Genomic DNA, 20499 nt, shown 5'->3' on the forward strand with positions numbered 1-20499 from the left:
ACTCACGCACCGGTGGAAGGATCAACGACCATGACCGACGCCAGACCGCTAAGCGCCACCGAGGCCGCGTTCATCGCGGCGGTCCACTCAGGCGACACGGCGCGGTTTGCGCTCATCACGGAGCGCCACCGGCGTGAGCTGCAGGTGCACTGTTACCGGATGCTCGCGAACTACGAGGACGCCCAGGACATGACGCAGGAGACGTTCCTGCGAGCGTGGAAGAAGCGGGAGTCGTTCAGGGGCCACGCGGCCGTGCGGACCTGGCTGTACCGGATCGCGACGAACGCCTGCCTCGACTTCCTGGAGAAGCGCAACGACCGCACACCCGTACCGTTCGAGCTGCCGAACCCCGACTCCGAGCTGCTGTACCTGCAGCCGTACCCCGACCGGATGCTCCCCGAGGACCCGCTGGAATCGGTGGTGGCGCGGGAGACGATCGAGCTGGCGTTCATCATCGCCGTCCAGCACCTGCCGCCGCGGCAGCGGGCGGTGTTCATCCTGCGCGACGTCCTCGGCTGGCCGGCGTCGAAAGCCGCCGACGCCCTTGAGCTGACCGTCGCTTCGGTGACCAGCGCACTGCAGCGGGCCCGTGTGACGATGCGCGAGCAGCTGCCCGACCGCCGTCTCGACTGGCGGAGCCCCGCCACCCACGAGCTGTCGAATGACGAGCGCGGCGCGGTGAAGTCGTACATCGAGGCCCATGAGCGCAACGACCTCGACGGGCTGACGTCCCTACTGCGCGACGACCTGCGTTTCGCGATGCTGCCCGATCCGGGCACCGTGACCACGACGGCCAGGGAAGCGGTGGACGGCTGGGTCTCCCATGGGCTCTTTCAACGCGGCTACGACGACTGGCGCGGTATCACCACGACGATCAACCGCATGCCTGCCGCCGCGCTGTACCTCCGCACCCCCGACGACCCGCAGTACCGGCTGTTCACCATCGCGGTCCTGCACATCGTCGACGGGAGGATCGCCGAGCTCACCGGATTCGACGCCACCGACAAACCATGGCTGGGCCTGCCTCCGACACGGTGATCAGGTGAGTCCGGCCCGTGCTCATCGCCTCGTCTCGTATCGGGTCAGTACCACGCCGCCGGGAAACGGCCGCGTCTCCACCAGGTTGAGGTTCACCCAGCTGTCCAGGGCCGTGAAGAACGGCGTGCCGCCGCCCAGCAAGGCCGGTGCGGTGACCAGCACGTACTCGTCGATCAGCCCGGCACGCATGGCCGCTGCGGCAAGTGTGGCGCCGCCGATGTCCATGGGGCCGCCGTCTTCGGCCTTGAGCCGGGTGATCTCGGTGACCGCGTCGCCGGTGACCAGCCGGGTGTTCCAGTCGACCGTGCGGGTCGTCGAGGAGAACACCACCTTCGGCATGTCCCGCCAGCGGCGGGCGTACTCGATCTCCGCCGGTGTGGCGCCGGGCTGCTGGTCGGCGGTCGGCCAGTGGGAGCTCATCGCCTCCCACAATTTGCGCCCGTACAGCGCCAGGCCGGTCGCCCCCACCCGGTCGGACCACCACTGGAACAGCTCGTCGCTCGGTACGCTCCAGCCGAGGTCATCGCCAGGCGCGGCGACATAGCCGTCCAGGCTCACGTTCATAGCGAAGATCAGTTTCCGCACCGTGCCAACCTCCCGTAAGTCCATTTAGTACGTACAGACGGGCGCGGCGCGAAAACCTCATCGGTGTGCGATCGGCCCCGCAGGTAAACCCTCGCGCCCCGGGGGGTCAGCAGCCGCATCCAGTGCTATGGCAGCCGCATCCCGCTTCAGCGGTGGCACGCTGGGCCGAGCGACGGCGGTGCAGCCACCACATGCCGAGCGCAAGAGCCACCAGTCCGGCGGCGATGGCGAACAGCGTCTTCTCCAGGATCGCGGCGCCCGCGCCGGTGAGCACCCCGGCGGCGATCAGCAGCGGCAGCGCGCAGCAGGCGGCGCAGGCGAGTACGGCGAGTCCGCCGGCAACCTTGCTGCGCCGCGGCGGCGTGTTGTCGATCTCCCCCGGGGCTGGGTTCGGGATGCGGGTCGGCGGCGGGACGGGCTGGCTCATTCGCGTTCTCCGGAGGGTCGAGTGGTGCCGATGGTCAGATACGGGATCGGGCAGTCCGTGCAGGTGCAGTTGGTGAGGCTGTTGCAGCGCGCGTCGACGACTTCGGTGAGCGTGGCGCGGATCGCGGTCAGGTCGGCGATCTTCAGATCGATTTCGGCGATCTTGTCGATGGCGCGTTGCCGCAGATCCGCGCTCGGGTGCCGGTGGCGGCCCGCGTCGAGCAGCTCGGCGACCTCGTCGAGGGTGAATCCGAGTCGCTGCGCTGCCTTGATCACGTTGAGCAGGGCGACCGTGTCGGCTGGGTAGAGGCGGTGCCCGCCGTTCGTCCGTGACGGTTCGGCGAGCAGGCCGCGGCGTTCGTAGTAGCGCAGCGTCTGGATGTTGACGCCGGCCTGCTCGGCGACCTCGCCGGTGCGCAGCCCGTCCATCACGACGCCCGTGCCGTCGACCGGGTACCGGCGAACGGCAACCCAGCCTGGGCCCAGTCGGCCTTGCCGCCGTCGTAGCCGCGTACGTCGGTGTAGCCGAGCCGCTCGAACGCCGCGGCGGCGGCCTTCGAACGCGAGCAGGCCGGGCCGGAACAGGAGGTGACCACGGTCCGGTCATGGTCCGGCGTCAGCCGGGCCGCCAGATCGGCGGACAATTCACCGGGCAGGTTCACCGCACCGGGCAGATGGTCCGCCTCGAAATGAGCTGCCTCGACGAGCGTGACCTCACCGGCATCGAGCAGTTCGCGAAGCCGCTCACAACTGATCCGCTGCACGACGCTCCTCTCGGCTCGCGGTGCGAGCGGCAGCGTCACGGGCGCGGCCCGCGAGAGAGGCCAGGACCTCGCCATGCTGGGGCGGCACCGCGACGTCCAGGGTCACGGCCTCCCCGTCGCCGATAAGCTCGACTGCGACGGTGAAGTCGAAGAACGAGCAGCATTCGGTCTCGCGAGCGGTAAGGTCACGCACCGTGGCCGCCAGGCCCGCCGGGCCGGCCAGACGCAGGCGCGTGTGGGTCGCGTCGAGCTGGTCCACCTCGCGCACAGCGGTGGCGAACAGTTCAGCAAACTCCGCCAGCCGCAACGGCTGTTGCGCCGTCGGTAGCGTGCAGGCGTCCGGAATCACGAAAGACATGCCGCCTCCTCGAACCTGGGCGCCATCGGCGCCGTCGGTCGACGGTAAGCCTGTACCTGGGTACCGGATGCAACCCCTGGGTCCACACGACCTTCGAGGCCGCTGCCGGACCGCGCCGCTACCTCCGTAAAGGAGGGCCACGATCGGGTCGCGTCGCAGCTCGCACCCGTATCGGTGCGCCCGTGCGTTGGTCGATCTGGTGGGTCAACCGTCGACTGTCCGTCACGTTCGGTGCGGGTGTCAGGGATCCCCGCCCGGTGGGTGGGTACGGTGGTTGCGTGACAGGCGCGCGGGCAGTGGGCGCCGGGCCGATGGCCCGGTGGGTGCTGCTGGCCTGCACGCTGTTCGGGCTCGCGGCGATGCACACCCTCGGACACGCCGGGATGCGCATGGGCACCCACCATGGCCACGGGCCGGCCGGTGCGGTGGCCGTGGCTGGCGGGATGGACGTGCCGGCGGAGGTGGCGGCCGCGGTGACTGCCGTGACCGATGAGTGTCCAGGCTGCGCGCACGTGAGCGGTCCGCAGGGCCCGGGGCGCGATGGCATGCCCGGTTGGAGTGTCTGCCTGGCGGTGCTCACCGGTCTGGCGGTGCTCGTGCTGTTGATCGCGCGGTGGTGGGCGAGGCCGCGTCCGGTCGGTTCGCAGATCCGCAACGTCAGCGCGCTGTCGCGGGTATCGCGGGGCCCGCCGCGGCCGGTGGGTCTGAGTCTCGCTCGGTTGTCGGTGCTGCGTACATAGAACTTGCGCTGCGCCGCTGCTGCCCGTACGCGCTGCGCGTACGGCAGGGCGTGCGCCGAGGTTCTTCTCGCACGTTCACCGATACCGAAAGGCTTCTTGTTGTGTTGACACGTTCTGTTGTGCTGCGCCGTGCCGGACTGGCCGGCGTGGCGGTGACAGCTGCGGTGCTGCTGTCGGCCTGCGGCGGCGATGACTCCACGGGCTCCGGGATGGGCCACGGCTCCGGCATGGGCACCACCGCGCCGGCGGCCTCGGCGAGCGCGGGCGCGGTATTCAACGACGCGGACGTCATGTTCGCTCACATGATGGTCGTCCACCACCGGCAGGCGATCGAGATGGCGTCGCTGGCCGATACCCGGGCCGCCAGCAGCGACGTCAAGGCGCTCGCCACGAAGATCAAGCAGGCGCAGCAGCCTGAGATCGACACCATGAACGGGTGGCTGACCGCCTGGGGCAGGCCGGCCCCGATGGCCAGCGCGAGCGGCATGGACATGGGCATGGGCCACGGCCCGATGCCCGGCGTCATGTCCGACGCGGACATGACCCAACTGGCGAAGGCCAAGGGCGCCGAGTTCGACAAGCAGTTCCTCACCATGATGATCAGCCACCATCAGGGTGCGATCACCATGGCCCAGCAGGAGACGGCGCAGGGCAGCAACCTGGACGCCAAGACTCTGGCGGCGAAGATCATCACGGACCAGCAGGCCGAGATCACCCAGATGCAGGAGCTGCTGACGAAGGTCTAGACGGTCCGCGGCGGCCGAACCCGGGACGGGTTCGGCCGCCGCGGTCGCCGGTTTCTCAGTGGGCGTGGTGGTACTGGTGCACCACCGCGTGCCCCTTGCCCCGGCTGATCATCCACCGGTTGACGGGCGTGGTCAGCAGGAACGCCACGACCAGCGACCCGGCCAGGGACGCCCAGAACAGCACGCTGGTCAGCCCGGCGTTCATCGCCCCGGGCATCGCGACGATGAACGCGTTGTCCAGCAGCTCCATGATCGCAATCGACACGGTGTCGGCGGCCAGGGCCACCTTCAGCGCGGTGCGGACGTTGACACCGGCTCGCAACACGCCGCGCATGGTCAGCCCGTAGCCGAACACGAAGGCCAGGGCGATCGACAGCACCACGGTGGCGGCGTTGTGCAGCCCGGCCGTGGTGCCGATGACCATGCCCAGGACCTCACCGATGGCGCACCCGGTCAGGCAATGCAGCGTCGCCGACGCCGCGACCGCCCAGCTCTCCACCACCCGCATCTGCTGCCGGTCGGCGTCCGGGCTGTGCTGGTTGTGGCCCTCGTGCCCATGCCCGGCGTGGCCGGCCGAGCCCGGTGCCGCAGTCGCCGTGGGGCTCTGAACGTGGCTGCTGTGATCCATGTCCGACCTCCTTCACTCGCCCACACCGTACCCCCCGGGGGTATGCATGCCAAGGGTTGAGGGGCAGCGTGCCCCCCGCGCTGCCTGTCGCACTGACCCGCCGCGACGACGACGGACCCGCAGGCGGCCGATCCTGCCGGTGCGGCTGAGCGGAACCGTCACGACCGGGTGGCCGGCGTCTGGAGTTGGGTGCGCTTGTCCCGGATGTGCCGCAGGCTTGATCGAGGGCGGCGGTGGGGACGCGGCGGGGCCGCAGCCCTCGTCGGCAGTCAGGCCTTCAGTCATCGGGAGTGCGTCTTATCTGTCGACGGCGCGGCCACGTGGTACGACTGCTTCAAGAACAAGCCGACGAAGCAGGCGGGCCGGTGACGACGAACAGAGTGGCCAATCTGCTGCGTGGGCGGGAGAGTCCGCAGCGGCCGACCTTCCTGGAACTGTTCTTCGATCTCGTGTACGTCTTCGCGCTCACCCGGATCGTGCACGAGTTGGTGCTGGACTACACCAGGGGTCACGTCGCCGAGACGTTGACCACCACCCTTTCGGAAAACGGCGAGACTCTGCTGCTGCTATTGGCCGTCTGGTGGATCTGGACCCAGACGGCGTGGATGACCAGCAGATTCGACCCGTTCCGGCCGGAGATCCAGTTCCTTGTCCTCGCGACGATGTTCGGGAGTCTGCTCCTGGCGGTCGCGATATCCGGGGCTCTCGCCGAGACCGGTTTTCTCTTCGCGAGCACGTACGTCGCGATCCAGGTGGGCCGCTCCCTTTTCTTCGTAGTTACCTTGCGGGGCCACGATCTGCGCCGCGTCAACATGCTGGCGCTCGTCTGGTTCGGCGCGTCGGCCGTGCCGTGGCTCATCGGAGCCTTCGAACCCGAGTTGACGCGCAATTCGTTGTGGGCGCTGGCCCTGGCGATCGACTACCTGGGGGGCAGACTCGGCTGGCCGGTACCGGGGCTGGGCCGCTCGCGGGTGTCCCCGTGGGCCGTCGCCGGCGAGCACCTGGCCGAACGCTACTGGCAGCTCGTCATCGTCGCGCTTGGTGAGACGATCCTGACCTCCGGCTCGAGTCTTCTACGTGGTCCGATTGTGCATGAACGAATATTGGCTCTTACCTTGTCGTTCCTCACCACGGTGTTGCTGTGGCGGATCTACTTCTACCGAGCCGGCCAGATCTTGGGCGAGGCCGTCGTGGCATCCGGCGACCCAGGCCGACTCGGTCGGTCGGCCGAGCTCTGTCACCTGCTCATGGTGTCCGGCATCCTCGTGACCTCAGCCGGTTCCGAACTCGTCTTGCTGGATCCAACCGGACACGCCAAACCCGCCTGGGTCGGCGCCATCCTCGGCGGGCCCGCGCTCTACCTCGCCGGGCGTTCACTATTCGAGTACGTGGCCTTCGCCCGCGTGTCCCTTCCGCGGCCGATCGGGATCCTCGCCCTCGTGGCCCTAGCGCCGCTGATGGTCCGTCTGCCGCCACTCAGGGTCGCTGTGGCAGCTGCCGCCGTCCTGCTCGGCGTCGCCGTCGCGGACGCGATCCGAGCCCACGGACGCCCACTGGAGCAGGCCTCGCCGCCACGCTGACCGGGCAGGCCGGGATGCCGATGCTGGTCGGCACCTTCTCAGGTCGGCGAGGGTGGCGACGCGGCGGTCAGTGCCGGCGGACAGCGGGCCGCTGCCGGGGCGAGTGCGGTGACGGCGATCGTGAAAGCCCTGCTGCCGGTGTCCTGCCAGAGGTGCGGGGAGAACGGAGGGAGCGGTCTGGCCGTCACCGCGCCCAGCCCCTGGTCATGGGATGACAATTGCCGGATGGACCAGGTGCTCAACCTGCTGGTGTCGCTGCCACCCGCCCTGGTGCTCGTCTTGGCGTTCCTCCTCCCGGCGCTGGAGGCGTCGACCTTCCTTGGCCTGGTGGTGCCGGGGGAGGTGGCCGTGCTGGTCGGCGGAGTCCTCGCCCACGACGGGAGGCTGCCGCTGTGGGCGGTGGTGGTTGTGGCGCTGGCCGGGGCGGCCCTCGGCGACCAGGTGGGTTATCTGATTGGCCGCCGTTACGGCCGGCGGCTGCTGGACCGAACGCCGCGCCGGTTCGTTCGGTCTGGTGAGCTGCGTCGTGCGCTCGACCTGATCCGTCGGCGGGGCGCCGGCGCAGTGGTGCTCGGCCGCTGGGCGGCCGCGCTGCGGGCGCTGGTGCCGGGTCTGGCGGGCATGAGCGGCATACCGCAGCGCACGTTCACACTGGCCAACGTTGCCGGCGGGGCGCTGTGGGCAGCGGCGGTGGCCGCGCTGGGTTACCTGGCTGGCGCCTCGTACGGACTGCTGGAGCGGCGACTTGGCCTGGGCGGGGAGGTGCTGCTCGCGGTTGTGGCGCTGGTGATCGCGGCACGGATCTGGGCTGGCCGGCGGGCTGCGCGCCGCGAGCGAGCCGTGCAGGAACCGACGAGGCCCAGTGACGGCCGACATCCTGGCGCTCCCGGGGAACCTCGACGCCGCCGACGTCTGCGCGGCTGAACTACTCGCCGCCGGCGGACTCGCAGCGGAGCAACGGTGGGACTTCCGTCGGGAGGGCGTCGATAACAGACGCGTTCAGGCCGTCCACATCAAGCGTTCGCAGCGGTGGCACAGCATCGAGCGAGGGGTGCTCGTCAACCCCGGGTCAGTTCCAGGGATCGGCGTTCGGATCGTCGCCGAGCAGCTGCGCGCTCTCCAGGCACAGGTTCTCGCCGAACAGTTGATTGCCGCGGGAGTCGGTGCCCCATGCGTCGTCGGCGGAGGCAGCGATGGCGCGCCATGTGTAGCCGTCAGCCGACCTGGCCGGCCTGGTAGTGCCCGGACCCTGACCTGGCCTTCGCGTCACCGACCTGTCCTTCGCGCCAGCGGCGATCAGCGGACCCGGGACGGATCGGTCGTCCGGGTACGCAGCCACGCGTCGAAGTCGCGGGCCACGATGCGTTCGTCGGTGACACCGTCGGCGGCCGGCGAGCACAGCCAGCGGATCGGCGCGGCCATGACGGCGGGATCAAGCATCTGCTCGCGAACCGCCTGGGGCATCCCGTCCGGGATCATGCCGGTACGGGTGGCCCCGCCGGGCAGGAGTACGTTGACCCATACCGAGTGCTCGCGCAGATCAGCGGCCATGATGCGGGACAGCGCCTCGGACCCCGCTCGTGACGGGCCGTAGGGCACGAAACCTCTACGGATCATGGTCTCCTCGTTGAGCGAGATGTTCACGATGCGTCCGCCGCCGGCGGTGAAGAAGGTCGGTACGACCGCGCGGGCGACCAGGAAGTAGCCGGTGAGGTTCGTGTCGATCACGTCCCGGAAACCGTCGGGCGTGACCTCCCAGAAGCCCCGAGGTTCGGTGAAAAACTCCGGGTTCACGGTTCGCATGCCGATCCCCGCGTTGTTGACCAGCACATCGAGTCCGCCCAGGAGGTCGACCGTCCGGCGGACACCGTCGGCCACCGAGCGCTCATCCCGGACGTCCATGGCGACGCCACCGACCCGCCCGCGCTCGGCGTCGATCTGCTCGGCGACCTGGGCGGTGCGGCCCTCATCGCGGCTGGTGATGACCACCCGCGCGCCGCCGTCGGCCAGCGCCTCGGCCATCGAGCGGCCAAGGCCGTTGGTCGCCCCCGTGACCAGGACCCGTACCCCGGAAAGGGACTCGTCGGTTCTCACGTCACGCACGGTCATGAACCAATCATTCCTCATTCGTGCGCGTGCCGTGCGGAGCAGGCTGACCGGCCCGGGCTGCTGGACGCGGCCGTTCCGTCCCGCGTTTGGCGGCCGGAGGCGCGGGAACACCTCGCCGATCGGGCCCAGGCGACCCGCCACGTCTGTCGTCCGGCAGCGCTGGTGATGCCGGCGAGACCCGAGAGGAGCGAGGATGAGCCCACGCAGGACAACCGTCCCGGCACGCAGATCACCCGGAGCCACCAAGGCCACCGGGGCGACGAAGATGCCGCCGAGCCGGAAGGTGGCGGCCAAGAAGGTCGCCGCTGCCACGAAGCGGGCCACCGGCGCGAGCGCAGCCAAGACGCCCGGCGAGAAGCCCACGCCGACCACGCCCCGCGTCGCCCGGAAGAAGGACGTTTCCGCCACCACGGCCTCGCCCAGCCGCAGGCCGACGGCGAAGGCGGCCGCCGCCAAGAACGCACCACCAAAGAAGGCGCCCTCAGCGAGGGCCGCGGCGAAGAAGGCGCCGGCGAAGAAGGCCGCGCCGACCCGGGCCCGTACCACGTCCGCCACCAGGGCACCGGCCAAGAAGGCGACCACCATGGAGTCGTTCGGCAACCGGCGTACGGCGCGAAAGACCTGAACTTCGACGCCTACCCGATGTGTCGCACCGGCTCGATGACCGTCGGGGAGGCGTCGCCGCAGGCGTGCGCCTCACCATCCGGCCCTGCCCGCCCACGCCGTTCGGGCACCCCGCTCGGTCCGCACACGTACCGCCGGGTCAACGGCCGGCGTCACGGGCACGGTCTCCTCGCAGAATGCCCTGGCCAGTGGAAACTCCGCGAGTGTTGCAAACGCCCCTGCGGGGTCCGCCCTTTATGAAAGGGTTTGCTCAGAACGTTGCCGATTATCGACGGCACCCGCACGAGCAGATCAAGTGACAGGGGCGGACATGAGGTGGCTGATCGGTGGTGCGGCCGCGATTGCCGGGGGGATGGTTGTCCGGCGCCTGCTCGGTGGGGCTGGCCGGGGCAATGACCAGTGGCAACGGGTTCAGGCCCGGCGGCGCGGGGCGCGGTGGCACGTGGCGACGGTGAACCGACCGGCGGGTGACGTCGCCCCGGGCGGCCAGTTCCCCGAGCCGCTGGCCGGGCTTGGCGACGCCGTCGAGGTCCAGGTCCGGCCTGCCCCCGGCGGCCGGGGGACCGAGATCGCCGTACGGCTGCGCGACGGCGCCCGACTCCCTGTTGCCGCCGCGGCCCGACGGGTCACCGGCCGGGATCCTGAACAGGCGATCCGGGCTGCGCTGCGCGAGTCGAAGCAACTGATCGAAACCAGTGAGGTCCTGCATCCGGACTATCCGCCCACGACCGAGCCGACACCGATGAACAAGCCACTGCGAATGGCCACCCAGCAGGGTCGGCGGGAGGGACGACAGTGAAGGCGCTGGTCTGGGAGGGAGCCAACGAGCTCGCGGTGCGGCAGGTGCCGGACCCGCAGATGCGTAACGAGCAGGACGTCATTGTGCGGGTCCGGCGGACTGTGACGTGTGGTTCGGACCTGCACCTGCTCGGCGGGTACATCCCGTTCATGGAACGCGGCGATGTCCTCGGGCACGAGTTCCTCGGCGAGGTCGTCGAGGTCGGTTCGCAGGTACGCAAGCACAAGGTAGGCGACCGGGTCGTCGTCTGCTCGTTCGTCTCCTGCGGCAAGTGCTGGTACTGCCAGCAACAACAGTTCTCGCTGTGCGACAACGGGAACACGAACCCGATGATCACCGAGAACGTCTGGGGCGCCGCGCCCGGAGGCTGTTACGGCTACTCGCACGCACTCGGGGGCTTCGCCGGCAGCCACGCCGAGTTCATCCGCGTCCCCTACGCCGATCAGGGCGCCTTCACCGTCCCGGACGAGGTGAGCGACGAGCGCGCGCTCTTCGCTTCCGACTCCGCGCCGACCGGTTGGATGGGCGCCGACCTCGCCGGCGTCAAACCGGGCGATGTCGTGGCGGTCTGGGGTGCTGGTGCGGTCGGGCAGATGGCGGCTCGGGCGTCCGTGCTGCTCGGTGCCGATCGGGTGATCGTGATCGACCGACTCGACAACCGGCTCCAGATGGCCCAGACACATCTCGGCGTCGAGACGCTGAACTACGAGCAGCAGGACGTCAGCGGCGAATTGCTGGAGCGCAGTGGCGGTCGAGGCCCGGACGTGTGCATCGAGGCAGTGGGTATGGAGTCGCACAGCAGCGGTCCGCAGTTCTGGTACGACCAGGTCAAGCAGCAGCTGCGCATCGAGTCCGACCGACCGATCGCCGCCCGGGAGGCGATCTACAACTGCCGCAAGGGCGGCAGCGTGTTCATCCTGGGTGTGTTCGGCGGCCTGGTCGACAAGTTTCCGCTCGGGGCGGTGATGAACAAGGGGCTGACGCTGCGCGGCGCACAGCAGCACGGACAGCGCTACATTCCCATGCTGCTGGAGCGGATGGCCCGCGGCGAGCTGGTCACGGAGCATCTCGCGACACACACGATGCCGTTGGACCAAGCGCCGCGCGGCTACGAGATGTTCAAACAGAAACTCGACGGATGCGTACGGGCCGTCTTTCAGCCGACCAGCTGATTCCGCCGTCGCCGGTGCCCCTCGCACCGTAGCGCGACCTCACTTACTGGATTGCCCTCAGCCAGCTTGTCCGTTCAGCTCTCGCCGCGGGACTTCGCTCTGGGTCATCGGTGCTCCGCACCGGTAGCCGGGCTCGGGCGCCGACGGCGAGAATCGGGGTCGTTACGCGCCGTCGCGGCAGCTCCCGTGCCGCTGACGTGGTGGTGGAGCCAGGCCGTCGAGGGGAGCGCCCCCGACCACTCGTCGTCGTGTGAAAGGCCCGCCACTGCCTCTGTTCGAAGTCAGGACGTGACGTGTCGGATCCGGTCCCCGGTCCAGGCCGCTTCGAGGATCGCGGTCAGGCTGGCGGTGTCGGTCGGGCCTGGATGGTTCTGGATCAAGCGGGTGACGCCACTGGCCATCTCCGCGAAGCGCGGGAGGTCGGCGCGTGCCACGCCGATGTCCGCCAAGGTGGCAGGGATGCCGATGTCGGCAAGGAGCCCGTCGAGCCAGGTGAGGAACATATCTGCGGCCTCGGTATCCGAGGCGTCGGTCACGTCGAGCCCGCACACCCGGGCGAGGATGGCCAACCGGTCGCTGATGGCCTCCCTGGCCGCGTCCAGCGCGTAGGGCAGGAGCAGCCCGACGCCCAGGCCGTGCGGCGTGTGCGTGGCTGCGCCGATGGGGTACTGGAGAGCGTGCGGGGCCGCGTTGCCCGCGTGGGAGAACGCCAGCCCGGCGAGCATGGACCCGTAGGACATGTCCGCCCGCGCGTCCGTGTCGCCTCCGTCCCTGACCGCACGACGCAGGCTACGGGCGATCCTCTCGGCGGCCAGGAGCGCGTAATGGTCGGTGATGGGGTTGCGGCCGAGGAAGACCTGCTCCACCGGGTCGCGCGGTCCGTGGGCCCGCCCTCGCGCGGTGTAGCTCTCCACCGCGTGACAGAACGCGTCGATGCCGGAGTGGGCGGTGACTGTCGCGGGGCAGGTGTAGGTGAGTTCGGGGTCGACGATGGCGAAGTCGGGCACGATGTGGACGCTGGAAACCCCCACCTTCAGCTCGCGGTCGGGGTCGGTCAACACCGACACGGGTGTGAGCTCGGAGCCGGTGCCGGACGTCGTCGGGACCGCGACCAGTGGGATCGTCGGCCCCGGCACCTTCGACTCGCCGTAGAAGTCGCGCGGCGTCCCGCCGTGGCGCCGGATGACGCCGACGATCTTGGCGAGGTCGATCACCGTGCCACCCCCGATGGCGAGGATCACGTCGGCGTCCACCTCGGCGGCGACCGAGACGGCCAGGGCGACATCGGCGAGTGGCACGTCTGACGTCGCGTCGGAGAACACCCCGACGACCTCGACCCTCTCCCGTACGGCGGCCACGATCTCGGCCACGCCCGGCTGCCCGAGAAGGACCTGGTCGGTCACGATGAGGACTCGCGAGCCACTCTCGGCCACCACTCGTGGGATGTTCTGCGCGACCCCTTCGCCCACTATCAGCTGGCGTGGTCCGCGGACGGTCTCAAGCATGTCAGTGCCTCTCTCGAACGTCGGCGGCGATGTGCGGGGCGGAAGCTCGGGGCGGCAGGCCGGTCACGGTAGGTCGATCGCCGCGTAGGTGAGGTCGAGGTACTCGAGGATGCCCTCGTGCGACCCCTCCTTGCCGATCCCGGACTGCTTCACGCCTCCGAACGGAGCTGACGGGTCCGAGATCAGGCCACGGTTGATGCCGACCATTCCCGTGTCCAGCCCTTCGGCGAACCGGAGCGCCCGCTGGAGGTCACGGGTGAAGACGTATCCGACCAGGCCGTGCTCGGTGTCGTTGGCCTTCGCCAGCACCTCGTCGTCGGACGTGAACGAGATGATCGGCGCCACCGGGCCGAAGATCTCCGTCTTCAGCATCCGCGCGTCGTCGGGCACGTCGACGACGACGGTGGGCGGGTAGAAGTGGCCCGGCCCATCCGGACGCTCGCCGCCCACCACGATCCGGGCGCCGCGATCGACCGCGTCGGCGACGAGCTCGTCGATCCTGGTGACCGAGGCCTCGTCGATCAACGCCCCGACGTTCACGCCGTCGTCGAGACCATGGCCCACCGAAAGCGCGCTCATCCGCTCGGCGAAGCGCGCCGTGAACTCCTCGCGCACCGGCTCCTCGACGTAGATCCGGTTGGCCGCGATGCAGGACTCCCCGATGTTGCGCATCTTGGCGACCATGGCACCGTCGAGCGCGACGTCCAGGTCAGCGTCGGCACACACGATCAGGGCCGCGTTGCCGCCCAGTTCCATGGACGTACGCAGCACGTTGTCCGCAGCCTGTCGGAGCAGCACGCGCCCGACCTCGGTCGACCCGGTGAACGACAGCTTGCGGGTCCGACTGTCGGCCAGCAGTGCGGAGACCACCTCGCCGGAACGCTTGGTGGTCAGCACGTTGACAACGCCCGGGGGTACGCCGACCTCCTCCATGATGCGGGCCAGGAACAGCATGGTGAGTGGCGTCTGGGCTGCTGGCTTGGTGATCGTCGTGCAGCCCGCGGCCAGCGCGGGAGCGATCTTGCGGGCGCCCATGGCCAGCGGAAAGTTCCAGGGCGTCACGAAGACGCACGGTCCGACCGGCTTCGGCACGGTGAGGATGCGATATCCACCAGCGGGAGCGGTGCTGTAGCGCCCCTCGACGCGCACCGCCTCCTCGGCGAACCAACGGAAGAACTCGGCGCCGTAGGCCACCTCCGCCCGAGCCTCGACGAGCGGCTTGCCCATCTCGAGCGTTATCAGCCGGGCGACCTCCTCGGATCGCTCGATCAGCGCCCGGTACGTCGCGCTCAACAACTCCGACCGTTTCCGCGGCGGGGTCGCCGCCCACTCCGTCATTGCCGTGCTCGCCGCGTCCAGAGCGGCGAGCCCGTCAACGACGTCCGCGTCCGCCACCTCGGCGATGACCTTGCCGGTGGCCGGGTCCTCGACGGCAAAGGTGGCTCCGCTCGCGGCGTCGCGCCAGGCGCCGCCGATCCGGAGCCGCCGGTGCTCGGGGGCCAGGACGTTCATCGGGTCACTCATTGCGTCGCCTCCTGTGATCCTCGTGGTGATGTCCGGCGTGCCCCAGCGAGTGCGCTGCGCGCGTGGACGGACGGGTCACCCGCCCTGGTCCGGGGCGAGGTTGCCGAGCGGGTCGAAGGTGGCCGTGGCCCCGTCTGCCGGCGCGGTTACCGCCCAGCCTCGGACAACGACAGCCCGGTGTCCGCGTCGAACAGGTGCGCACGGTCCAGGTCGACCGTGACGTGCAGCCGCTCGCCGGGCGTACCGGTGACGGTGGGTCGTGCCTTGACCTTGAGGATCTCCGTCCCCACTCGGACGTCGACCACCGTGCGGTCACCGAGCGGCTCAAGCCCGTAGAGCTCGCCGGACAACGACGCGTGCCCACGCTGTTCGACGGACAGGTCCTCCGCGCGCAGGCCCAGCAGCAGCGCCCGGCCGTCCTCAGCCGTGGTCCAGCGGGGCCGCGGCAGCGTCCAGCCGTCCGCACCGACCAGACGATCTCCCTCGGCGCGGCAGGCGAGCAGGCTGATCGGTGGGCTCCCCACGAATCCTGCGACCCACTGGTTGGCGGGACGCTCGTACACCTCGGTCGGCGTTCCGACCTGTTGCACCTTCCCCTCCTTGAGGACCGCTACCCGGTCGGCCATGGACAGGGCCTCGACCTGGTCGTTGGTCACGTAGACGAAGGTTGCTCCGAGGCTCCGGTGGATGCGGGTGAGCTCGGTGCGCATCTCGACGCGGAGCTTGAGGTCGAGGTTCGTCAGCGGCTCGTCCATGAGAAACGCGCGCGGGCGACGGACCAGCGCCCGGGCTAGGGCGACACGCTGCATCTCACCGCCCGACAACTGCGCGGGTCGACGTTGCAGCAGACGTTCGATGTGCAGCAGGCTCGACATCTGCTCGACGGCCGCGGCGATCTCGCTCGCGGAACTACGGCGTGCCCGCAGCGGTGAGGCGATGTTCTCGTACACCGTGTGTCGCGGGTAGAGGGCGTAGTTCTGGAAGACCATGGCCAGGTCGCGTGCGGCCGGGGTGTCACCTGTCGCGTCCCTCCCGTCTAGGCGCACCGACCCGGCGTCAAGCTTCTCCAGCCCGGCGATCGCTCGCAGGGTCGTCGTCTTGCCTGCCCCGGAGGGCCCGAGCACGACGAAGAACGAGCCGTCCGGCACGTCCAGCGTCACCCCGTCCAGGGCCTGGACCTTGCCGAAGGACTTGCGCAGCCCGTGCGCTGCCACGGTTCCCATCAGGCCACCAGCTCTTCCGTGCTCACGTCGTAGACCGCCGGGGTCCCGCCGGTGTGCCGCAGCCCGACCTTTGCGTCAGCGGCGAAACGAATAGTCGGTGGCATCCGAACCCGTACGTCGCGCTGGCCGCTGTGGTCGACCACGTAGATGATTTCGTCGCCCAGCCACTCCGCCGAGACCACCCGGGCCGGGATCGAGCCGTCCGCCCCTGGTTCGGTGACTTCCAGCGCCTCCGGCCGGACGCCGGCGACCAGGCGACGGTCGCGCGGCAGGCCTGGCGGTGGCGTGAGGACCAGTCCGCCCTGACCGCGCAGCTTCCCGTCGGCCACCTCCACCTCAATCAGGTTCATCGGGGGAGAGCCGATGAATGCGGCGCAGAAGAGACTCGCGGGACGGTCGTAGACCTCCAGCGGCGTGCCGATCTGCTCGACGCGGCCCTTGTTGAGGATGGCGATTCGGTGACCGAGCGACATCGCCTCGACCTGGTCGTGGGTGACGTAGACCATCGTCGCCCCCAGCTCGCCCTGCAGGTGCTTGATCTCCGTGCGCATGTCCGCCCTCAGCTCCGCGTCCAGATTGGTGAGAGGTTCGTCCATGAGGAATGCGCGCGGTCGCCGTACCAGGGCGCGAGCAAGCGCGACGCGCTGCTGCTCCCCGCCGGACAGCTGGCGCGGTCGCCGGTCCAGGAGCGGACCGAGCCGCATCAGCCGGGCGGCCTCCTCGACCCGCTTGTGCACCTCCGGCTTGGGCAGTCCCTCGGCCCGCAGCGGGAACGCCAGGTTGTCGCGGGTCTTCAGATGCGGGTAGAGAGCGTAGAACTGGAACACCATGGCGATGTCGCGCTCGGCGGGCGGCAGGTCGTTGACAAGCGTGTCGCCGATGCGGATGTCGCCCGTCGTCTGCCTCTCCAGGCCGGCTATGGCCCGCAGCGTGGTCGTCTTGCCGCAACCCGAAGGGCCGAGCATCACGAACAGCTCACCGTCGCGGATGGACAGGTCCACGTGGTCAACCGCGACCGTCCCGTCCGGGTAGCGCTTGTGCAGGGCGGTCACCTCGATGTCGGCCATCAGCGTCGCACCGCCCCGAGCGTCACACCGGCGATGAGGTGCTTGCGCACCAGGTAGGCGAAGACGAGCACCGGTAGGGCGAACACGACGGAGGCCGCGGCCACGAGACCCCAGTCCGTGGTGGTGCCACCGATGAGGCCGGCGATGGCGGGCGGAGCCGTCCGCACGTCGTCGCTGGAGGTGAGGAAGATGGCGAACACGAACTCGTTCCACGAGAAGATGAGTGCGAAGACCGCCGTCGCGGCGATGCCGGGCACGAGCAGGGGAAGGGTGAATTTCCAGAACGCCTGCAGACGGGTGTAGCCGTCGAGCATGGCGGCGTCCTCGTACTCCGCGGGCACCTCGTCGACGAATCCCTTCATCATCCAGATCGTGAACGGGACGTTAAACGCGGCGTAGATGAGGATCAGCCCGAGCTTGCTGTCGATGAGTCCGACCTGGCGGTACATCAGGAAGATCGGGATTACGACCACCACGGGCGGCATGAAGCGGGTGGACAGGATGAAGAACAGTTGGTCCTTCTTGGCCTTCACCGCGAAGCGTGAGTACGCCCAGGCCGCCGGAACCCCCAGCACGGTGGCCAGCACCGTGGACACCCCGGCGACCACGGCGGAGTTGAGAAACGCGACGGACAGGGCCGAGCGACCGCCGCCGGGAGCGACGAACACGTCCTTGAAATGGTCCAACGTGACCGTGAAGCCGAAGAACTTGGCCGGGATGGCGTAGACGTCCCGGTTCTCCTTGATGGACGTCTCGATCATCCACAGCACCGGAAAGAGCATCACGACGGCCAGCACCACCAGCAGCGCTAACTCCACCCCGGAGCGGCCCCGGCCACCAAGGCGGCGCGCGGGGGGCGTGCGATCCCGGGCAGGACCTGTGGACACGGCCTCGTCGACGGAGACGGCCATCAGCCCTCCTTGAGCTTGTTCAGGTAGCGCAGGTACAACTGCGTGAGGACGATGACGACGAGGACCATGAGGATCCCGTACGCCGAGGCGGTCCCGGTGTTGAAGCCCAGGAACGCGACCTTGTAGACGTGGAACGACAACGTCTCGGTTGAGACACCCGGGCCTCCGTTGGTGAGGATGTAGACGAGGTCGAACAGCCGGAAGGCCTCGATGGCCCGGAACATCACGGCAATGAGGAGCAGCGGCCACACCAGCGGAAGAGTGATGGTGCGGAACCGGAACCACTCGGACGCCCGGTCGATCGAGGCGGCCTCGTACAGGTACTTGGGAACCGCGGTCAGGCCCGCAAGGGCGATGAGCATGATGAACGGCGTCCACTGCCAGGTGTCGACCACGACCAGCGAGATCAATGCCGTTCGCTGTCGGGTGAGCCACTCCACCTGCCCCAGACCGAGCGAGCCGAGCATGCTGTTGATCACGCCGAATTGCGCGTCGAGCATGAATCGCCAGAACAGCCCGACCACGACCGGCGACAGCATCATCGGAACCAGGAACAGGGTGGTCAGCAGTCCTCGCCCGTGCGTACGACGCGAGATCAGGTAGGCGATGCCGAAGCCGAGCACGGTCTGCAGGCCGACCGCGCCGACCACGTAGATCAACGTCGTCAAGGCCCTCTGGTGGACCTGCGCCGACGTCAGGATGGCGGTGTAGTTCCCGAATCCGACGAACCCGGCGGGCCCCCCGCGGGTGGCCGAGTAGTCGGTGAACGACAGGTACAACGCCCACAGCAACGGGAACACCGACATGGCGAGCAACAGCAGCAGCGCGGGGGAGATGAAGGCCACGGCGAGCCCGCGGTCGGTCAGCCGGCGGGACCGACCCGGTGCAGGTGGCGCCGCGGACGCCACCTGCCCGGGGTTGTCGGTCGACAGGGGGACGGGGGCACTCACAGTCCGCCGCCGCCCTTGCGGCCGCTGGAGTCGAGCACGCCCTGCTGCTCCTTGGCGATGTCGTCGAGCGCATCCTTCGGCTTCTTCGCGCCGTTGAGAGCGGCGTTCACGTTGGTGTTCTCGATGTCGACGAGGCGCGCGTACTCGGGCACGTTCCACATGTCCCGCATCCGCGGAACCGAGTCGGTGTAGACCTGGTTGAACGGCCCGGCATTGAGGAACTCGGGCGACTCCAGGGCATCCGTACGCGACGGCACGCCACCGGCCGCGGCCCACTTCTTCTGAATGTCAGGCCGCTCGAACCACTTCATGAAGTTCAGGGCCTCGGCCTGGTTCGCCTTGGCGGAGTAGGCCGACACGTGCATCCCCATACCGCCGAGGGGGACCAGGTTCGTCTTCTGGCTCGGCAGGGTGGCGAAGCCCAGCTTGTCGAGAATCTGCTCCCGCGTCTTGCCGAGCGTCGACTGCTTCGGATCGAGCAGGCCGCCGCTCGCGGCGATCCAGTTGAACGCGATGCACGCCTTGCCCTGGGCGACCGCCGCGTTCACCTCGTCGATGAACCAGTTGCCGGAGCCCTTGGCGGTCAGCGGCTTCATCTTGTTGACCAGGACGTCCATCGCCTCCTGGCCCGCCGCGTCGTTGAGGACGCCCTCGATCTTGCGGGTCTTGGCGTCCCAGAGGTTGCCGCCGTAGACCCCGTTGACCGTGTTGTAGGTGACGGCTGCGGCGTCGGAGCCGTTGGCCTGGTGGAAAGCCAGCCCGCTGACGCCGGGGTTGTCCGCCTGGCACTTCTCGGCAGCTGCGATCATCTGGTCCCAGGTCTGCGGCGGCTTGTCGCCGATCAGGTCCTTGCGGTAGATCATCGTCCAGGTGTCGCCGAGCAGCGGCAGTCCGTACAGGCTGGCGTTCTCGTCGCGCTTGCCGGTCTCCGCCTGGGGGAACTGGCCGTAGGCCGCCAGCAGGTACGGGTTGTAGGCCGTGACGTCGATGTTGTTCTTGACGAAGTCGGTGATGTCGAGGATGTTGCCGTTCGTCACGGCCTCGCCGATGTGTTGCGAGTCCAGGATCGCGATGTCGAAGTCGGTCTTGTGCGCGGCGAACTGGGTGAACATCGCGTCGTGCCAGTTCGCGTTCGGCACGGTGTTGACCTTGATGGTCGCGTTCGGCCGCTCTTTTGTGTACTCGGCGTTCGCGAAGGCTTCCAGCGCCTTGGCGGGCGGCCAGTCGAACCAGATGAAGCTGAGAGTCAGCGGGTCCTTGGTGAGCTCCGGGATGGTCGCCGGTGCCTTGGGGGCACTCGCCTTCCCGCCGTCGTCCTTGCCGTCGCCGCATGCCGTCACGGTCGTGGCGACCAGCAGCATGGCCGCCGCCGCCAGCTGCACCTTTCGGCCAGGAACGGATATTCGTCCTATTCGCCGTGGATTCCGCATCTTCTCGCCTGCTTTCTGGGTGGGGACTTCTAGAGCCTCGCTATGTGCTTCGCCGAGCAGTTGCTGGGTTGTTCGGGTGTGTTGCCGGGCTGTCGCGGGGGCCGACCCGGGGACCGGCGTCACGAGTACGCCGCGATGTACTGGGCCTTCACGCCGTCGAGCAGGCCCTCCAGGTGATCGACGTGGCCATGGCGGGCGGTTCCGCGATGGTGGCGGATGAAGATCATCCGTCGCGTTTCCTATACGATCTGGTTGGGGGCGTCAGAATGCCGCAGCGTTGTGACTGGTGTCAACAGGTTCCCGAAGGCGCAAGAAAGGAC

The 20499-nt window shown here is 68.9% G+C and carries 23 protein-coding genes; 8 read left to right on the forward strand and 15 right to left on the reverse strand.

Annotated features, from left to right (window positions below; translation table 11 throughout):
* Window positions 1-30: 30 nt before the first annotated feature.
* The gene (locus ABZU53_RS25480) at window positions 31-1038 is read left to right on the forward strand and encodes an RNA polymerase subunit sigma-70 (RefSeq protein WP_355067921.1); all 1008 of its coding nucleotides are present in this window, start codon (window positions 31-33) and stop codon (window positions 1036-1038) included.
* A gap of 21 nt (window positions 1039-1059) precedes the next feature.
* Here ABZU53_RS25480 and ABZU53_RS25485 read toward each other — a convergent pair whose 3' ends face one another.
* The 5 genes from ABZU53_RS25485 to ABZU53_RS25505 all read right to left on the reverse strand — a co-directional run bounded on the left by ABZU53_RS25485 (window position 1060) and on the right by ABZU53_RS25505 (window position 3171).
* Window positions 1060-1623: a dihydrofolate reductase family protein gene (locus ABZU53_RS25485; RefSeq protein ID WP_355067923.1), complete on the reverse strand. Its 564-nt coding sequence runs from the start codon at window positions 1621-1623 to the stop codon at window positions 1060-1062.
* A gap of 106 nt (window positions 1624-1729) precedes the next feature.
* On the reverse strand, window positions 1730-2050 hold the full coding sequence (locus ABZU53_RS25490; RefSeq protein ID WP_355067925.1) for a hypothetical protein: 321 nt from the start codon (window positions 2048-2050) through the stop codon (window positions 1730-1732).
* Window positions 2047-2478 (reverse strand): MerR family transcriptional regulator, encoded by a 432-nt coding sequence (locus ABZU53_RS25495; protein ID WP_354863152.1) that lies wholly within the window; start codon window positions 2476-2478, stop codon window positions 2047-2049. The genes ABZU53_RS25490 and ABZU53_RS25495 overlap by 4 nt, the downstream gene beginning before the upstream one ends.
* On the reverse strand, window positions 2478-2852 hold the full coding sequence (locus tag ABZU53_RS25500; protein WP_355067927.1) for a rhodanese-like domain-containing protein: 375 nt from the start codon (window positions 2850-2852) through the stop codon (window positions 2478-2480). Before ABZU53_RS25500 ends, ABZU53_RS25495 begins: the two co-directional genes overlap by 1 nt.
* Window positions 2794-3171, reverse strand: coding sequence for a hypothetical protein (locus ABZU53_RS25505; protein WP_355067929.1), 378 nt, complete (start codon window positions 3169-3171; stop codon window positions 2794-2796). The genes ABZU53_RS25500 and ABZU53_RS25505 overlap by 59 nt, the downstream gene beginning before the upstream one ends.
* A 278-nt stretch (window positions 3172-3449) precedes the next feature.
* Between ABZU53_RS25505 and ABZU53_RS25510 the strand changes: the two genes are divergently transcribed.
* Together ABZU53_RS25510 and ABZU53_RS25515 are read left to right on the forward strand one after the other, a co-directional pair.
* Complete coding sequence (locus ABZU53_RS25510) at window positions 3450-3911, forward strand: DUF6153 family protein (protein WP_355067931.1); 462 nt, start codon at window positions 3450-3452, stop codon at window positions 3909-3911.
* A 119-nt stretch (window positions 3912-4030) separates the two neighbouring features.
* A complete protein-coding gene (locus tag ABZU53_RS25515) occupies window positions 4031-4657 on the forward strand; it encodes a DUF305 domain-containing protein (RefSeq protein WP_355067933.1) in 627 nt (208 codons plus the stop codon).
* A gap of 55 nt (window positions 4658-4712) precedes the next feature.
* On the opposite strand, the gene ABZU53_RS25520 is transcribed toward ABZU53_RS25515, so the two are convergent.
* Complete coding sequence (locus ABZU53_RS25520) at window positions 4713-5285, reverse strand: DUF4396 domain-containing protein (protein WP_355067935.1); 573 nt, start codon at window positions 5283-5285, stop codon at window positions 4713-4715.
* Between the two features lie 365 nt (window positions 5286-5650).
* On the opposite strand from ABZU53_RS25520, the gene ABZU53_RS25525 reads away from it, so the two are divergent.
* A complete protein-coding gene (locus ABZU53_RS25525; RefSeq protein ID WP_355067937.1) occupies window positions 5651-6865 on the forward strand; it encodes a low temperature requirement protein A in 1215 nt (404 codons plus the stop codon).
* 225 nt (window positions 6866-7090) lie between these two features.
* On the forward strand, window positions 7091-7789 hold the full coding sequence (locus ABZU53_RS25530) for a DedA family protein (protein WP_355067938.1): 699 nt from the start codon (window positions 7091-7093) through the stop codon (window positions 7787-7789).
* A 145-nt stretch (window positions 7790-7934) separates the two neighbouring features.
* Here the strand turns inward: ABZU53_RS25530 and ABZU53_RS25535 are convergent, their stop codons facing one another.
* Together ABZU53_RS25535 and ABZU53_RS25540 are read right to left on the reverse strand one after the other, a co-directional pair.
* Complete coding sequence (locus ABZU53_RS25535) at window positions 7935-8135, reverse strand: hypothetical protein (protein ID WP_355067939.1); 201 nt, start codon at window positions 8133-8135, stop codon at window positions 7935-7937.
* Between the two features lie 26 nt (window positions 8136-8161).
* Window positions 8162-8959: an SDR family oxidoreductase gene (locus ABZU53_RS25540; protein WP_354860275.1), complete on the reverse strand. Its 798-nt coding sequence runs from the start codon at window positions 8957-8959 to the stop codon at window positions 8162-8164.
* Window positions 8960-9167: 208 nt separating this feature from the next.
* Between ABZU53_RS25540 and ABZU53_RS25545 the strand changes: the two genes are divergently transcribed.
* From ABZU53_RS25545 to ABZU53_RS25555, 3 genes are all read left to right on the forward strand, one after another.
* Entirely contained in the window at window positions 9168-9599 is a 432-nt protein-coding gene (locus tag ABZU53_RS25545) for a hypothetical protein (RefSeq protein WP_354860277.1), read from the forward strand.
* 450 nt (window positions 9600-10049) lie between these two features.
* Window positions 10050-10397 (forward strand): hypothetical protein, encoded by a 348-nt coding sequence (locus tag ABZU53_RS25550; protein ID WP_354860279.1) that lies wholly within the window; start codon window positions 10050-10052, stop codon window positions 10395-10397.
* Window positions 10394-11569 carry a zinc-dependent alcohol dehydrogenase gene (locus tag ABZU53_RS25555; protein WP_354860281.1) on the forward strand — a complete coding sequence of 392 codons (1176 nt, stop codon included), beginning with the start codon at window positions 10394-10396 and terminating at the stop codon, window positions 11567-11569. Before ABZU53_RS25550 ends, ABZU53_RS25555 begins: the two co-directional genes overlap by 4 nt.
* A 281-nt stretch (window positions 11570-11850) precedes the next feature.
* Here the strand turns inward: ABZU53_RS25555 and ABZU53_RS25560 are convergent, their stop codons facing one another.
* The 7 genes from ABZU53_RS25560 to ABZU53_RS25590 all read right to left on the reverse strand — a co-directional run bounded on the left by ABZU53_RS25560 (window position 11851) and on the right by ABZU53_RS25590 (window position 20302).
* Window positions 11851-13074 carry an iron-containing alcohol dehydrogenase gene (locus ABZU53_RS25560; protein WP_355067941.1) on the reverse strand — a complete coding sequence of 408 codons (1224 nt, stop codon included), beginning with the start codon at window positions 13072-13074 and terminating at the stop codon, window positions 11851-11853.
* A 63-nt stretch (window positions 13075-13137) separates the two neighbouring features.
* Window positions 13138-14598 (reverse strand): NAD-dependent succinate-semialdehyde dehydrogenase, encoded by a 1461-nt coding sequence (locus tag ABZU53_RS25565; RefSeq protein WP_355067942.1) that lies wholly within the window; start codon window positions 14596-14598, stop codon window positions 13138-13140.
* Between the two features lie 146 nt (window positions 14599-14744).
* Complete coding sequence (locus ABZU53_RS25570; RefSeq protein ID WP_355067944.1) at window positions 14745-15821, reverse strand: ABC transporter ATP-binding protein; 1077 nt, start codon at window positions 15819-15821, stop codon at window positions 14745-14747.
* A complete protein-coding gene (locus ABZU53_RS25575; RefSeq protein ID WP_355067946.1) occupies window positions 15821-16888 on the reverse strand; it encodes an ATP-binding cassette domain-containing protein in 1068 nt (355 codons plus the stop codon). The genes ABZU53_RS25570 and ABZU53_RS25575 overlap by 1 nt, the downstream gene beginning before the upstream one ends.
* Window positions 16888-17799: a carbohydrate ABC transporter permease gene (locus tag ABZU53_RS25580; RefSeq protein ID WP_354860293.1), complete on the reverse strand. Its 912-nt coding sequence runs from the start codon at window positions 17797-17799 to the stop codon at window positions 16888-16890. The genes ABZU53_RS25575 and ABZU53_RS25580 overlap by 1 nt, the downstream gene beginning before the upstream one ends.
* Window positions 17799-18749, reverse strand: a complete 951-nt coding sequence (locus tag ABZU53_RS25585; RefSeq protein ID WP_355067948.1) for a sugar ABC transporter permease — start codon at window positions 18747-18749, stop codon at window positions 17799-17801. Before ABZU53_RS25585 ends, ABZU53_RS25580 begins: the two co-directional genes overlap by 1 nt.
* Complete coding sequence (locus ABZU53_RS25590) at window positions 18746-20302, reverse strand: extracellular solute-binding protein (RefSeq protein WP_355067949.1); 1557 nt, start codon at window positions 20300-20302, stop codon at window positions 18746-18748. Before ABZU53_RS25590 ends, ABZU53_RS25585 begins: the two co-directional genes overlap by 4 nt.
* Window positions 20303-20499 lie beyond the last annotated feature (197 nt).

The sequence above is a fragment of the Micromonospora sp. NPDC005194 genome, assembly GCF_040608335.1.
Taxonomy (GTDB): Bacteria; Actinomycetota; Actinomycetes; order Mycobacteriales; family Micromonosporaceae; genus Micromonospora.